Origin of the sequence: Streptomyces sp. SID5643, assembly GCF_009872555.1 — a bacterium.
GTDB classification, from domain to species: Bacteria; Actinomycetota; Actinomycetes; order Streptomycetales; family Streptomycetaceae; genus Streptomyces; species Streptomyces iakyrus.
The window spans coordinates 1-14,381 of the sequence record NZ_WWIC01000207.1 but is presented as its reverse complement, the minus strand read 5'-3'; the positions used below and the strand labels follow the sequence as shown (position 1 = coordinate 14,381).

Here is a 14,381-nt window from a genome sequence, read left to right as displayed (position 1 = left end):
CTGCAACGGCGGCACCAACCAGCAGTGGAACGTCAACCCCGACGGCACCATCACCGGCGTCCAGTCCGGACTGTGCCTCGACGCCAACGCCGGCGGCACCGCCAACGGCACCAGGATCATCCTCTGGTCCTGCAACGGCGGCACCAACCAGCAGTGGGCACTGCGCTAGCGGAAGGCGTCGGCCTCGCGCGCGGCAGGACCCGCAGGCCGGAAGCGAGGCTCGCCTCTAACGCCGCAGCCGGGTCGGCTCGCCCGGCCCCCTGCGGCGCACCACCCATGCCTCGGTGATGTGGGTGAACATCGCCTCGGCCGCACCCTTGGGGTCGTGCGCGGCGATCTGCTCGTAGATGCGCCGATGGCCGTGGTTGGACGCGACGCAGAAGGCGCGGCCGGTTCGGCCCATGTAACGGGCCGAGTCGATGACCTGGCGCTCCAGCGAACGGACCACGGCACGGCCGATGCGGTTACCCGAGGCCTGCATGACGGTGTCGTGGAACGCCCGGTCCTCCTCGTGGTACGAGGCGGGGTCGTCGACGAGCTCGTCCATCCGCTCCACCAGGGTGCGCAGTTGGTCGATCACCTCGGCGTTCGCCAGGCGGGCGGCGACGTTGGCCATATCGGACTCCAGCGCGCGGCGGGTCGCGACGAGGTGATCGAGGATGGCCAGGCTCTCGTCCTCGGCGATGGTCGCGCCGAGGACCAGTTCGTCCAGCATGTTCCACTTCGCCGGCGGGGTGACCATCGTGCCGGCGCCCTGACGGACCTGCACCAGCCCTTTTTCCTGGAGTATCTTCACCGCCTCGCGGACCACGGTGCGGCTGACCGAGAAGGTCTCGCAGAGCACGGGCTCGGGGGGGAGCGGCGAACCGGACGGATGGACTCCGCGGACGATCCGCTCCACCAGCTCAGCCGTGACCGCGGCGGCCAGATTCGCGGGGCGCCGGCTCCAGGCGGGAGCTCCGGAGGCCTCTGCGGATGACTGCGGTACTGCCGTCATGACACCCCCCGGGGACCCGTGCCCTACCACGGATGCTCGCCAACTATACGGCATCCGGTTGACGTCATACGTCATACGAGTTACATACGTCATACGAGTTGCGTTCTTCCTCAACCTCAATCGCCGGACAGCCGGCCACCTGTGGAGAGTGGGGCAGCAATGAAGCAGCGATTACCGTGGTCGGCGATCCTGGTTGCCGGGCTCGTCGTCTCAGCCGGCTGCGGAAGCGCCTCCGACCCGGATGCGGCGCCCGGCGGTTCGCAGGGCAAGCTCGTCGTCTGGGACTGGAAGTCCGGCGACGCCACAGCGTCCTCGTACGTCAAGAAGGCCAAGGCCGACTTCGCCGAGCGGCATCCCGGCGTGACGGTCGAGTTCGTCGCGCAGCCCTTCGAGCAGTACTACACCCTGCTCGGGGCCGCTCTCCAGGCCGGCAAGGGGCCGGACGTCATGCTCTTCAACGGCGGCGGGCAGATCCGTGACCGCGCGAACTCTCTTCTGCCGTTGGACGAGTACGTCCGTGACGACAAGAAGCGGCTGGCCGGGTGGGAGGCCTTCACCAAGGACGGCAAGACCTACGCCGCTCCGGTGACCTTGCAAGGTCACCCGATCTACTACAACAAGTCGCTCTACCGGAAAGCGGGCCTGGACCCGGAGCAGCCGGCCACCAGCTGGGACGAGTTCGTCGCCGACTGCCGGACCATCACCGAGGCGACCGGTGCCAGGTGCCTCGCACAGGGCAACAAGGAAGGCATCGGTATCCAGTTCTTCCTCTCCGGGCTCGGCTCGGGCGTCCTGTCGCCCACGGAGTACGACGACTGGATCGCCGGCAGACGGGACTGGTCTTCGCCGGCGGTCAAGCGGGTCTTCTCGCTCTGGAAGGAGGCCGACGACAAAGGCCTGAACAACGACGGGGCGAACTCGACGGCGATGTTCAACGACGCGTTCGCGGTGTTCCAGTCCAACAAGGCCGCCCATGTCGTCGGGTTGATGTCGGACACCGGGCACTGGAAGGACTTCGCCGAATTCCTGGACGCCGGCGATGTCGGCGTCATGAAGTCGCCGGTCGTCACGGCCGGGGCCACGCCGAGCCTTCCCTACGACGGCGGCATCGGCTACGCCGTCGCGAAGTGGACCAAGGACCCCAAGGTTGCCGCCGACCTGGTGCGCTCCCTGACCTCGACCGACGCACTGAAGTCGTTCCACACCGACGCCGGCGCCATCGCGGCCGACCGCACCGTGGACGTCTCGGGCGCCGGCCCGGCCGTCGCCACGATCGTGTCCGAGATCGACCGTGGCAAGCCCGCCCTGCATGTGGCCCTGTCGTCCAAGACCGTGGACCTGATGGGGCGGCTGTCCCAGCAACTGCTGAGCGGATCGGTCACGGTCGACTCGGCGGTCAGGCAGCTGGCGGCGTCCGAGCAGGCGAGCTGAGGCCATGTCACCCGTTGGTTCGTCGGGCCGCGCTGCTCAAGCAGGGCGGCCCGACGCGGCGCGAGCAGGTGAGCCGGCAGACGGCCGCGGCCCTGTTCCGAAGTCGCCGCGCGTCCGCAGCGGCCGGCGCGCCGACCGCCTCGCCCCCTACATCCTGGTCGCTCCCGCCGTGCTGATCATCGTGGTGCTCCGGCTCTGGCCACTGGGCCTCGGGGTCAACTTCTCCTTCACCGGTGACGGCGAACACAACGGCGCCACAGTCGGGTTCGACAACTACGCGGAACTCATCGACGATCCGCTGTTCCGCACCGCGCTGCGCAACGTCGGCTGGCTGGTGCTCCTGCTGCCGGTCGCGGTCGCGGTCCCGGGACTGCTCGCCACCTTCATCCATCTGCGGGTGCCAGGACACCGGATCTTCCGGAGCGTCTACTTCTTCCCGGCTGTGCTCTCACCGGTGATCGTCGGCGCGATCTTCAACCTGCTCCTGGCCTTCGACGGTCCGCTGAACGCCGTGCTCGGCGGCTCGGGTCTCGGTCCGGTGGACTGGCTCGGCGATGCCGACGTGGCCATGTTCACCGTCGTCGGCGTGCACATCTGGGCGACGTCGGGGATGGCGCTGGTGGTGTTCCTGGCCGGGTTCTCGACCCTGGACCCCGCGCTCCTGGACGCCGCCCGGGTCGACGGCGCCTCGCTCGCGCGGATGATCTGGCACGTCATCATCCCGGGGCTGTCCCGCACCATCCAGTTCGTCGTCGTCACCACGATGATCGGAATGCTGACCTCGATGTTCGGGCTGCTCTACGTCATGACCAGTGGTGGCCCGGAAGGGTGGACCTACCTCCCGGAGTACTACATCTGGGTCCAGCAGGGGCAGATGAGCCGCCCGGCGCTCGCGTCGGCCGCGTCCACCCTCCTCTTCCTCATCATGCTGGTCGTGGGCCTGCTACAGGTCGGCCTGCTGCGCCGGGCGGGGAGGGAGGACTGATGTCCCGCCCCCTGGGACCGAGCAGATGGCTGGTCGCCGTGCCGATGGCGCTCCTCGCCGTGGCGACGGTCTACCCGCTGCTGTTCACCGCCAACGTCGCGATGAAGACCCGCCGGGAGTACGTCCTCGACCGGTTCTCCCTGACAGGCACCCTGAGGTGGGACAACCTCGGCACCGCGTGGAACAGCGACGGCATGGGGCGGTACTTCCTCAACTCCGTGATCGTGGTCGCCTGCGCCGTGGCGCTGCTGCTGCTCATCGGGTCCATGGCCGGGTTCGCGCTGGCCCAGGTGCGGTTCCGCGGCTCGTCCGCGCTGGCTCTGGTCTGCCTCGTGGCACTGTTCATCCCGTTCCAGGTGATCATGGTGCCGCTGGCCAGGATCATGGCCGACGGCGGTCTCATCGACACCTATCCGGGGCTGGTCCTCGCCTACGTCGCGCAGTTCCTGCCGTTCACCGTCTTCCTGATGACGAGCTACTACCGAGCGGTGCCCACCGAGCTCGTCGACGCCGCACGGATCGACGGCAACACCCTGTACGGCGTCTACCGGCGCGTCATGCTGCCGATGGGTGCTCCGGCACTGCTGTCGGTGGGCATCCTCGACGCGCTGTTCTGCTGGAACGACGTGCTCATCTCGCTGCTGATGATGCCGTCGGCCGACCACCGCACCCTGATGGTGGGCATCACCGCACTGCGCGGCCAGTACTCCGCCGACATCCCCACCTTCGCGGCCGGCGTCCTGATCGCCGGGCTCCCCGTGTTGGTGACCTACCTGTTCCTGCAGCGCCAGATCGCCGACGGCGTGACGGCCGGCGCGACGAAGGGATGACGCATGCGCATCACCGGGTACAGAACCCTGACGACGGCGCAGCGATGGGGTCGGCCTGTCGGTGACGCCAACGGCGTCTACGCCGACGGCGTCATGCCCGTACCGGTCGTCATGGTCGAGACCGATGAGGGGATCACCGGAGTCGGCCTGGGACCGCACGTGGAAGCCGAGGCGATCTTCGCCGCCCTCTACGGGCAGGACCCGCGCGCGGTGACGGCCCTCTACGACCGCATGCTGCGGCACACCTTCAAAGCCGGGCATGCCGGCGCGGTGTTCGGCACGATCGGCGCGTTCGACACGGCGTTGTGGGACATCAAGGCACAGGCCGTGGGTGAGCCGCTGTGGCGGTTGCTCGGCGGCAACGACCGCACGGTCCACGCCTACGCCTCCGGCCTGGACATCGGCCTCACCGACGACGAACTCGTCGCCGCCTACCAGGTCTATGCCGAACGCGGTCTGAGGGCGGCGAAGCTCAAGGGCGGCCTGGACATCGAGCGTGACCGGCACCGGCTGTGGCTCGTACGCGAGGTGCTGACCGAGGCCGCGCACGGGACCCGGCCAGGGCTCATGCTGGATGTGAACGAGTCCTGGAGCCGCAAGCAGGCGGTACGCCACGTCGCTGAACTGGAACGCACACTCGACCTGACCTGGATCGAGGAGCCGGTCCGGCGCTGGGACGCCGACGGCCTGGCCGCTGTCAGCCGTGGCGTACGCACGGCGGTCGCCAGCGGGGAGAACCTCACCGGCCTCGAACAGTTCCGCCCGCTGATCGCGGCGGGCGGCGTCGACGTCGTCCAGACGGCCGCGGTCTGGGGAGTCACCCACTTCCTGCGTGTCGCCGCGCTGGCGCACGCCTACGACCTGCCGGTCAGCCCGATCGGCAACACGCCTGTCGCGCTGCTGCACGCCGCGACGTCGGTGCCCAACCACCTCGTCAGCGAACTACAGGGCCTCTTGCCGCCGGTCGGCGTCGCGATGGACCTGCACGTCGAGGACGGCGCCTTCGTGCTCGGCGACACGCCGGGCCTGGGCATCCGGGTCGACGAAACGGTGATGGCCGCGGCACCCCAGGGCACGGCACACGCAGCCGACGGACCGCACGTCCGGCCGGAGCAGGCCGGCCGGCGGCTGCTCGCGGTCACCCCCGGACCATGCCGGTCCACCGCGGAAGGGACGTCAGACACCATGGAGATGGAGGATCGATGAAGGCGGTTGTCCACCGCGGGGCCCGCACCCTCGGGACCGAGATCGAGAGCCGGGTCGCCGAGGCGCCGGCCCCGGCGAAGGAGTGGGGCACGCCGGCCCCGGCGAACCAGTGGGGCGCGTGCGGCGTCGACGCCGAAGCCGTCGCACCGGGCTGCGTCGCCACGCACGACACCGAGGCGTTGCGCGCGGATCCCCGGCGCGACCGGGCAGTCCTCGGCCGGATGCCGGCCGGTCGTTGCAGACGAGCCGACGATCCCGCCGGGGCCACGGCGTTTTCCGCCTCCCCGGCGTCGGACCACGTCAACGCCCTCGTGCTTCCCGTTGATGGCGGACGGCTGGGGCGATGACGGGTCGCCAGGCATTACCGGCCGGCCGCACCCGAGCCGATCGTGCCTCCGAACCTGACAGGGGCGACGTGCCCGGCACCTGGGGCGGCCTTGCCCGAGGCAACAAGTACGGGCTCGTGAAGCGAGCCGGCCGAGCCGACGAGCCGAACCTCGTCGTCGCCGCACAGGCCGGCGACCCACGAGCGCTCGACGACCTGGCCGCGACGTACCTGCCGCTGGTGTACGCGATCGTGCGCAGGGCACTGGGTGAGCTCGCGGACGTCGACGACGTGGTGCAGGAGACGATGCTGCGGGTCCTTCCCGAGTTGCGCACGTTGCGCGCCCCGGAGTGCTTCCGGCCCTGGCTGGCCACGATCGCGACACGACAGATCAGCACCCATCTGCACCGGCGGCAGGCGGACGCCGAACGGACGGCCCCCCTCGACGAGATGACCGACCCGCCGGACGCCGACGCCGAGAACCTGGCCCTGATCCACGTCGAGCTGTCCGGTCATCGCCGGAAGACAGTACGCGCCAGTCGATGGCTCGACCCGGACGCCCGGGCGCTGCTGTCGCTGTGGTCGCTGGAGACCGCGGGCCGGCTGACGAGGGCGGAGCTCGCGGCGGCGCTGGGAACAAGCGTGGCTCACGCGGGTGTGCGCGTCCAGCGGATGCGCAACCAGCTGGAGATGAGCCGGTCACTCGTCGCCGCGCTGGAAGCCGGCCCCCGGTGCCCGGAGCTGACCGCCGCGCTGACGGGCTGGGACGGCGTACCGAGCCCGCTGTGGCGCAAGCGCATCGTCCGGCACACCCGATCCTGTGCGGACTGCGGCCGGGCCGCCGGCGAACTGGTACCCCTGGAGAGGCTGATCGTCGCCTTGGCGCTGCTCCCGTCCCGCCGACGGCGTCGGCCATGGAGTTTCGGCACCACGGCGCATGTGAATGCGACTGTTCAAGCCGGTCGCCGATAACGAAAAAGTGCCGCGATCCACAGACCTCTCTCATTCCAATTCGCTGCGTGAAAGGGTTATGTGGGGTGGCCGTTAATAGTCCTGCCCTTCCGGTTGGCGGCACGACGACTCAAGCCCCACAAATATCGACGGTTTCCTCTTGAATGGACCATGTCAATCTGTCAACCTTTTGGTCGACGCCCCGTGACGGTGCCCATTCATGGCCTGTGACGGGGAAGTCAAAAGCGATCTACGGATTGCCGGCGCCCACACAGTGATGCGGCTCCGACTGCGAATGGTGCCGAGGACAGAGTGAGGCTCTCCAGGCGCCACGGCAGCGGCATGACGCTGACATGCTCGCTGCGCGAGTGATCTGGGAGGGGGCCGGCGCGGAGAGGGCAAGCTCCGCGCCGGCTCGCCCGGCCGCCGGCAGGCGGCCGACGTCGACAGACCCCGCACAGCGCAGACGTGACCACACCGCCGACCGGGAAGGCACGACCATGCCCCACACCCACCGCCGGCGTCACCTCGCCCGGGCGTTCGCCTGCGTCCTGACCGCTCTCGGCGCGCTCGCGGCCGTCGGGCCCCAGAGCGCCTCGCCGGCCGCCGCCGCCGACACCGCCCAGTTCCGCGGCGTCAACTGGGCCCGGCTCGGTGACAACTTCCACGGTGGACCGCTGGTCCTGCACGGGTTGAGCGGCTCCGACAGCTACCAGACGGTCGTGGCCAAAGCCAACGCCGTCTACACCGGCTTCGAGAACAACCTCGGCGCCAACACCGTTCGGCTCCCGATCAACACCTACACGGTCGGAACGAGTTGGTGGAGCGCGTACACGGGTGCCATAGACGCGGCCACCGCCAAGGGATTCAAGGTCGTCCTCTCCTACTGGGAGGACGGGGTGGCCGCCCGCGGCGGTCGCATCGTCGACCAGAGCGCCTTCGACGCCATGTGGAACACCGTGCTCGCCCGGTACGGCACCAACAGCCTCGTCTACTTCGAGCCGATGAACGAACCGGGCGGGCACACCGCCGGCGAGTGGGCGAACGTGGTGAGCAACTGGATCAGCGGCCGCCCGTCGGTTCCGCGGAACCGGGTCTTCGTCAGCGGCGCCGGCCTGAACACCGACATCAAGTCCATGTGCGCCGACCGCCGCCTGGACGGGACGTTCCTGTCGCTGCACCACTACACGTTCTTCAGCGGTGCGAAGACCTACGACCAGTGGGTGGCGTACCTGCGGAACGCGATCGGCTCCTGCGCGGACCGCACGGTCGTCGACGAGTTCGGCGCGCCGATGGATACCGGGCTCAACTACCACGACGCCGGCAGCACCGACAACTTCGTGCGCTACTTCCGGGCCACCACCACGGTGCTCCGGGAACTGCGGATCGGCTCCGTCTACTGGCCCGGGCTGGGCGGAAAGATACGCGCCGGCCAGGGTGACGACTGGTATGCCATGCAGAAACTGCACGGCACCGGTACGAACCTCACGCTCAGCACCCCCAGTGCCAGCGGCCGCGAGCGCCTCCGGTACGGCTGGGGCCTGGACGGTGGAGCCCCGGCCCCGACGAGCCTCGTGCGCAACGTCGGCACCGGGCGCTGTCTGGACATCCCCGGCGGGACCACGGCGAACATCCAGGTCCAGGTGAACACCTGCGCCGACTCGGTCGGCCGGCAGTGGACCTTGACGCCCGGCGGACAGATCACCGCACTCGGGGGCCAGAAGTGCCTGGATGCGTACAGCAGCGGGACGACGAACGGCACCGTGGTCGGCACGTGGGCGTGCAACGGCGGCGACAACCAGCGGTGGACGGTCGGCACTGACGGCACCGTCCGCAGCGTTCACTCCGGCCTCTGCCTCGACGTGAACACCGCCGCGTTCAAGGTGCAGCTGTGGGCGTGCTGGGGCGGCGACAACCAGAAATGGCAGATCCAGAACACTGACGCGCGACGCGACGCCCGACACGGCGGACGGTGACCTCCGCCGCGGCCGAGCCGATGGCGACGGCCTGCGACTCGTCGGCGAGGACACCGTACGGACGTCGCCTTTCGCACCGGCGGTTCGTCATCACCCACGTCAACGACCTGCTCCGGCCCGTGAAGGGAGAACGACATGTCCGAGGTGACACGCAGACGGTTCCTCGCCGCCGGGGCGGCGGCCGGCGCAGGGATCGTGCCGGGTGGGTGGACGGCCGTCGCCAGGACCGGCTCGGCCGTCCCGCCGGAGGTTCTGGCCGCCGACGACCTCGCCCTGTGGTACGACAAGCCGGCCGGCGCGGACTGGCTGCGGGCACTGCCGATCGGCAACGGACGCCTGGGCGCGATGGTGTTCGGCAACGTCGACACCGAACGACTCCAGCTCAACGAGGACACTGTCTGGGCCGGCGGTCCGTACGACTCCGCCAACACCCGCGGCGCGGCCAACATCGCGGAGATCCGGCGGCGGGTCTTCGCGGACCAGTGGGGACCGGCGCAGGACCTGATCAATCAGGCGATGCTGGGCAGCCCCGCCGGACAGCTGGCCTACCAGCCGGTCGGAAACCTTCGGCTCTCCTTCGGCAGCGCCACCGGTGCGTCGCAGCACAACCGGACGCTCGACCTCACCACCGCCACGGCCGTCACGACCTACGTGCTGAACGGCGTGCGGTACCGGCGTGAGGTGTTCGCCAGCGCACCCGACCAGCTGATCGTGACCCGGCTGACGGCCGACCGCGCCAACTCCCTGACCTTCACCGCCACCTTCGACAGCCCGCAACGCACCACGGTGTCCAGCCCGGACGGGGCCACGATCGCCCTCGACGGCACCTCCGGCACCATGGAAGGCATCACCGGGCGGGTCCGATTCCTCGCCCTGGCCCACGCCGCCGTGACCGGCGGCACGGTCAGCAGTTCGGGCGGCACGCTGCGGGTCTCGGGCGCCACCAGCGTGACGGTGCTGGTGTCGATCGGCTCCAGCTACGTGGACTTCCGGAAGGTCGACGGCGACTACCAGGGGATCGCGCGGCGCCACCTCGACGCCGCCCGCAACGTCGGCGTCGACGAACTGCGCCGCCGGCATCTCGCCGACTACCAGCGGTTGTTCAACCGGGTGTCGATCGATCTGGGCCGTACGGCGGCGGCCGACCAGCCGACCGACGTACGGATCGCGCAGCACGCGCAGGTGAACGACCCGCAGTTCTCCGCCCTGTTGTTCCAGTTCGGCCGGTACCTGCTCATCTCGTCCTCCCGGCCGGGCACCCAGCCGGCGAATTTGCAGGGCATCTGGAACGACCAGATGGCTCCGTCCTGGGACTCGAAGTTCACCATCAACGCCAACCTGCCGATGAACTACTGGCCCGCCGACACGACGAACCTGTCCGAGTGCTTCCGCCCGGTCTTCGACATGATCGACGACCTGACCGTGACCGGGGCCCGGGTGGCCCAGGCGCAGTACGGCGCCGGCGGCTGGGTGACGCACCACAACACCGACGCGTGGCGGGGCGCCTCGGTCGTCGACGGAGCGCAGTGGGGGATGTGGCAGACCGGTGGCGCATGGCTGGCCACCCTGATCTGGGACCACTACCTGTTCACCGGTGACACCGACTTCCTCCGCTCGAACTATCCGGCCCTGAAGGGCGCCGCCCAGTTCTTCCTCGACACCCTGGTCGCCCACCCGACGCTCGGACACCTGGTCACCAACCCGTCGAACTCTCCGGAGCTCGCTCACCACGCGAACGCCACCGTCTGCGCCGGGCCCACCATGGACAACCAGATCCTGCGCGACCTGTTCACCGGCGTCGCCCGCGCCGGCGAAGTCCTCGGCGTGGACGCCCCCTTCCGCGCTCAGGCACTGGCGGCCCGGGACCGGCTGGCGCCGACGCGGGTCGGCTCCAGGGGCAACATCCAGGAGTGGCTGGCCGACTGGGTGGAGACCGAGCGGAATCACCGGCACGTCTCCCACCTGTACGGTCTGCATCCGAGCAACCAGATCACCAAGCGCGGGACACCCCAGTTGCACGAGGCCGCGCGGCGGACGCTGGAGCTGCGCGGTGACGACGGGACGGGATGGTCGCTCGCGTGGAAGATCAACTTCTGGGCGCGGCTGGAGGACGGCGCCCGGGCCCACAAGCTGATCCGGGACCTGGTGCGGACGGACCGGCTCGCGCCCAACATGTTCGACCTGCACCCGCCCTTCCAGATCGACGGCAATTTCGGCGCCACCTCGGGCATCGCGGAGATGCTGCTCCAGAGCCACAACGGCGAACTGCACGTGCTGCCCGCGCTGCCGGCCGCCTGGCCCGCCGGGCGCGTCAGCGGACTGCGCGGACGCGGCGGACACACCGTCGGCGCCGAGTGGAGCGGCGGCCGGATCGACTTCGTCGTCACACCCGACCGAACCGGTGCCGTCCGGGTGCGCAGCCGGATCTTCACCGGCGACTTCACGCTGCGGGACGAATCGAGCGGCGAGCCGGTCCAGCCGAAGCGGCCCGAGGCCGATCTCATCGAGTTCACCGGCCAGGCCGGCCGCACCTACCGCGCGTCCGCACTCAGGCCGGGTCCGGTGGAGGCCGGCGTGCCCTATCGGCTGGTGGCCCAGCACAGCGGCAAGGCCGCCGACATCAACGGTGCGTCAACGGCCGCCGGTGCGCGGCTGATCCAGTGGCAGATCACCGCCGGTCCCAACCAGCACTTCGCGTTCCTGCCCTCCGACGACGGGCACTACAAGATCCGGCTCGGGCACAGCGGGCTGTTCCTGCACGTCGCCGGCAGCGGCAGCGGCGCCGACATCACCCAGCAGCCGGACACCGACACCACCGGCCAGCAGTGGCGGGCAGTCGACCACGGCGGTGGCGTGATCAGTCTGGTCAACCGGCAGAGCGGCCTCGCCCTGGACGTGTGGGAGGCCTCCACCGCCGACGGAGCCCGCATCTCCCAGTGGGCGGCCACCGGCAGCACCAACCAGCGATTCCGGCTCGACCGCATCCAGCCCCAGGGCGCACCGCGGTCCCACCGGCCAGTCAGAGCCATGTCACCGAGCAGCGAGGGAGTCGCATGATGTCGATGCACAGATGGTTGTTCGGGCGAGCGGTGTTGGCGGCCTTGCTCGTTCTGGCCATGGCCGGCATGGCAGGAGTCAGCGTTGCGGCCGACACGTCGCCCACCGCCGGGGCCACCCTCGCGGGGACCCCCGGATGCGGACGTGCCCCCACACTGACCAACGGCACGCACACGATGCAAAGCGGCGGCAAGAGCCGCTCCTTCATCCTGAGCATCCCCGAGAACTACGACAACACCCGCCAGTATCGACTGGTCTTCGGATTCCACTGGCTGGGCGGCACCGCCGGGCAGGTCGCCGGCGGCGGAAGCGACGGCGATGTCTACGCCCACTACGGACTCCGGCGACTGGCGAACAACAGCGCGATCTTCGTGGCTCCGCAGGGCCTCAACAACGGCTGGGGCAACTCCGGCGGAGAGGACGTGACCTTCGTCGACGACATGATCAGGCGTATCGACAACGATCTGTGCGTCGACACCACGCAGCGCTTCGCCCTCGGGTTCAGCTACGGCGGAGCCATGAGCTACGCACTCGCATGCGCCAGGCCCAACGTCTTCCGTGCGGTCGCCGCGATAGCCGCGCCCGGGGGGATCAGCGGGTGCAGCGGCGGCACCCAGCCCTTCGCGTACATGGGAATCCACGGCATCAACGACAACATCGGCGCCGGCCGCGGGATGCGGGACAGGTTCGTCCGGAACAACGGCTGCACTCCCCAGAACCCGCCGGAGCCCGCGCAGGGCAGCCGCACCCACATCACCACCGCCTACTCGGGCTGCCGAGAGGGGTATCCGGTCGTCTGGGCCGCGTTCGACGGAGGTCACCAGCAGGGCCCTGTGGACGGGTGCGCCGGATGTGAGAGCGGCGCCAGGAGCTGGGTCAAGGGAGAGGTCTGGAAATTCTTCACGGGTGCCGACCCGGATCCGAATCCCCCGAACCCGACCACATTCCGGCTCCGGAGCCAGTCCGCCGGCCGGTGCCTGGACGTCAGCGGTGCCAACTCGTCCAACGGTGCCCAGATGGTCGTCTGGGACTGCCACACCGGCACCAACCAGCAGTTCACCCAGACCGGACAGACCCTGCGGGTGATGGGCAGATGCCTGGACGTGCCGGGCAACGCCGCCTCCGGTGCCCGGGCACGGATCTGGGACTGCACCGGCGGCGCGAACCAGCAGTGGAAGGTGAACACCGACGGAACCGTCACCAACGTCCAGACCGGACTCTGCCTGGACGTCAACGGCGGCAGCACCGCCAACGGCGCTGCGGTGATCGTGTGGAGCTGCCACACCGGCGTCAACCAACGCTGGGCCCGAGGGTAAGCAGAGGCGTGAAGGCGGCCGCAGTGGTCACGGCCGCCTTCATCAAGCGCAGACAGTGAGCTCTCTCCCCGGGCTGAAGCGATGTTTCTCACAACCATCGACTCCGACGTGTGCCCGTGTAGAGTGAAAACCGCCTTTGACCTGCACAAAGCAGGCAGGGAGCCGTCTTCCGGGAGTTCAACATGCTGCGCACCATGTTCAAGTCCAAGATCCACCGAGCCACCGTCACCCAGGCCGACCTGCACTACGTGGGATCCGTGACCATCGACGCCGATCTGCTCGACGCCGCCGATCTGCTGCCCGGCGAGCTCGTGCACATCGTGGACATCACCAACGGCGCCCGGCTGGAGACGTACGTCATCGAGGGCGAGCGCGGATCCGGCGTGATCGGGATCAACGGGGCCGCCGCCCATCTCGTCCACCCCGGCGACCTCGTGATCATCATCAGCTACGCCCAGGTGACGGACGCCGAGGCGCGGGCACTCACCCCCCGGGTCGTGCACGTGGACCACGACAACCGGATCGTGGCCCTCGGCGCCGACCCGTCCGAGCCGGTGCCCGGATCGGACCAGCAGCGCAGCCCGCAGGCCGTCCGGGCCTGACCGGGGCAGCCGGAACCGTACAGGAGCGTGTCCATGAGCGACCCGGAGATCCGCGACGACCGGGCGGCGGGCCGGCTGGAGGCCGTGGCCGGCGGTGACGTCGTCGGCCGCATCGAGTACTTCGTACTCGAAAGCCCCGAGCGCGCGCTCGTGCCCGTCCACACGATCGTCGAGCCGGCCCACGAGGGCAAGGGCATCGCCGGTTCGCTCGCACGCGAGCTGTTCGCCCTCGCAGGCCGCGAGCACAGCGCCGTCGCCTCGCTCTGCCCGTACGTCACCAAGTGGGCCGAACGTCACCCGGACGAGGCCCAGCCGGCCGACGAGGCGCTCCTCGCGGCGGCGAAGGACTGGCTGAGGGCGCATCCCGGCCGTTTCTGAGACCCGGTCCGCCTCTGGGATCCCGGCCGCTCGCGACGGCCGTGCCCGTCGTCCCGGCCCCACTGCCCCACCTGGTCCCCTCCCGTCCCGCGGGGGAGTGACTGCGGAGGCGGGTGCCGGGTAGGCGGGGGTAGTCCAGAGCCGGAGCCGTCCTACTGGCTGGAGGACCTGATGACCAACCCGATCCCCGACCCCGTGCCGCCCGCGCCGACACCGGGCCCGGACCCCCAGCGCCCGGAGCCGCACCCCGACCCGGTGCCGAACCCGCAACCCCCGCCGGGCCCGGAGCCGACCCCGCCTCCGCCGACGCCCACTCCGCCCCCGGGC

At 69.9% G+C, this 14,381-nt stretch carries 13 protein-coding genes; 12 read left to right on the top strand and 1 reads right to left on the bottom strand.

The genetic code is table 11. The features are described 5' to 3' along the window. Positions 1-169: ricin-type beta-trefoil lectin domain protein (locus tag GTY56_RS23530; RefSeq protein WP_161367319.1), on the top strand; the 169-nt coding region annotated here is incomplete at its 5' end. Positions 170-226: 57 nt separating this feature from the next. Here GTY56_RS23530 and GTY56_RS23525 read toward each other — a convergent pair. After that, positions 227-997 (bottom strand): FadR/GntR family transcriptional regulator, encoded by a 771-nt coding sequence (locus GTY56_RS23525; RefSeq protein ID WP_161367318.1) that lies wholly within the window; start codon positions 995-997, stop codon positions 227-229. Between the two features lie 159 nt (positions 998-1,156). On the opposite strand from GTY56_RS23525, the gene GTY56_RS23520 reads away from it, so the two are divergent. The 11 genes from GTY56_RS23520 to GTY56_RS23470 all read left to right on the top strand — a co-directional run bounded on the left by GTY56_RS23520 (position 1,157) and on the right by GTY56_RS23470 (position 14,054). Next, complete coding sequence (locus GTY56_RS23520) at positions 1,157-2,428, top strand: ABC transporter substrate-binding protein (RefSeq protein WP_161367317.1); 1,272 nt, start codon at positions 1,157-1,159, stop codon at positions 2,426-2,428. 4 nt (positions 2,429-2,432) lie between these two features. Next, entirely contained in the window at positions 2,433-3,413 is a 981-nt protein-coding gene (locus tag GTY56_RS23515; RefSeq protein WP_237524990.1) for a carbohydrate ABC transporter permease, read from the top strand. Beyond that, on the top strand, positions 3,413-4,243 hold the full coding sequence (locus tag GTY56_RS23510) for a carbohydrate ABC transporter permease (protein ID WP_161367316.1): 831 nt from the start codon (positions 3,413-3,415) through the stop codon (positions 4,241-4,243). Before GTY56_RS23515 ends, GTY56_RS23510 begins: the two co-directional genes overlap by 1 nt. A 3-nt stretch (positions 4,244-4,246) precedes the next feature. After that, positions 4,247-5,449, top strand: coding sequence for a mandelate racemase/muconate lactonizing enzyme family protein (locus GTY56_RS23505; RefSeq protein ID WP_161367315.1), 1,203 nt, complete (start codon positions 4,247-4,249; stop codon positions 5,447-5,449). Then, entirely contained in the window at positions 5,446-5,796 is a 351-nt protein-coding gene (locus GTY56_RS23500) for an SDR family oxidoreductase (RefSeq protein ID WP_161367314.1), read from the top strand. The genes GTY56_RS23505 and GTY56_RS23500 overlap by 4 nt, the downstream gene beginning before the upstream one ends. Before the next feature lie 68 nt (positions 5,797-5,864). Continuing rightward, positions 5,865-6,746, top strand: coding sequence for a sigma-70 family RNA polymerase sigma factor (locus GTY56_RS23495; RefSeq protein ID WP_161367313.1), 882 nt, complete (start codon positions 5,865-5,867; stop codon positions 6,744-6,746). 479 nt (positions 6,747-7,225) lie between these two features. Continuing rightward, positions 7,226-8,701 carry a ricin-type beta-trefoil lectin domain protein gene (locus GTY56_RS23490; protein WP_161367312.1) on the top strand — a complete coding sequence of 492 codons (1,476 nt, stop codon included), beginning with the start codon at positions 7,226-7,228 and terminating at the stop codon, positions 8,699-8,701. 135 nt (positions 8,702-8,836) lie between these two features. After that, the gene (locus GTY56_RS23485) at positions 8,837-11,758 is read left to right on the top strand and encodes a glycosyl hydrolase family 95 catalytic domain-containing protein (RefSeq protein WP_161367311.1); all 2,922 of its coding nucleotides are present in this window, start codon (positions 8,837-8,839) and stop codon (positions 11,756-11,758) included. Positions 11,759-11,817: 59 nt separating this feature from the next. Beyond that, on the top strand, positions 11,818-13,074 hold the full coding sequence (locus GTY56_RS23480) for an RICIN domain-containing protein (RefSeq protein WP_237524991.1): 1,257 nt from the start codon (positions 11,818-11,820) through the stop codon (positions 13,072-13,074). 182 nt (positions 13,075-13,256) lie between these two features. Further along, positions 13,257-13,676: an aspartate 1-decarboxylase gene (panD, locus tag GTY56_RS23475; protein WP_161367310.1), complete on the top strand. Its 420-nt coding sequence runs from the start codon at positions 13,257-13,259 to the stop codon at positions 13,674-13,676. Positions 13,677-13,709: 33 nt separating this feature from the next. Then, positions 13,710-14,054, top strand: a complete 345-nt coding sequence (locus GTY56_RS23470) for a GNAT family N-acetyltransferase (protein WP_161367309.1) — start codon at positions 13,710-13,712, stop codon at positions 14,052-14,054. Positions 14,055-14,381 lie beyond the last annotated feature (327 nt).

Excerpts from the sequence above, each read along its gene's own strand:
- GTY56_RS23525 (WP_161367318.1), bottom strand. The coding sequence starts at position 997 with ATGACGGCAGTACCGCAGTCATCCGCAGAGGCCTCCGGAGCTCCCGCC.
- GTY56_RS23520 (WP_161367317.1), top strand. The coding sequence starts at position 1,157 with ATGAAGCAGCGATTACCGTGGTCGGCGATCCTGGTTGCCGGGCTCGTC.
- GTY56_RS23515 (WP_237524990.1), top strand. The coding sequence starts at position 2,433 with ATGTCACCCGTTGGTTCGTCGGGCCGCGCTGCTCAAGCAGGGCGGCCC.
- GTY56_RS23510 (WP_161367316.1), top strand. The coding sequence starts at position 3,413 with ATGTCCCGCCCCCTGGGACCGAGCAGATGGCTGGTCGCCGTGCCGATG.
- GTY56_RS23505 (WP_161367315.1), top strand. The coding sequence starts at position 4,247 with ATGCGCATCACCGGGTACAGAACCCTGACGACGGCGCAGCGATGGGGT.
- GTY56_RS23500 (WP_161367314.1), top strand. The coding sequence starts at position 5,446 with ATGAAGGCGGTTGTCCACCGCGGGGCCCGCACCCTCGGGACCGAGATC.
- GTY56_RS23490 (WP_161367312.1), top strand. The coding sequence starts at position 7,226 with ATGCCCCACACCCACCGCCGGCGTCACCTCGCCCGGGCGTTCGCCTGC.
- GTY56_RS23485 (WP_161367311.1), top strand. The coding sequence starts at position 8,837 with ATGTCCGAGGTGACACGCAGACGGTTCCTCGCCGCCGGGGCGGCGGCC.
- GTY56_RS23480 (WP_237524991.1), top strand. The coding sequence starts at position 11,818 with ATGGCCGGCATGGCAGGAGTCAGCGTTGCGGCCGACACGTCGCCCACC.
- panD (WP_161367310.1), top strand. The coding sequence starts at position 13,257 with ATGCTGCGCACCATGTTCAAGTCCAAGATCCACCGAGCCACCGTCACC.
- GTY56_RS23470 (WP_161367309.1), top strand. The coding sequence starts at position 13,710 with ATGAGCGACCCGGAGATCCGCGACGACCGGGCGGCGGGCCGGCTGGAG.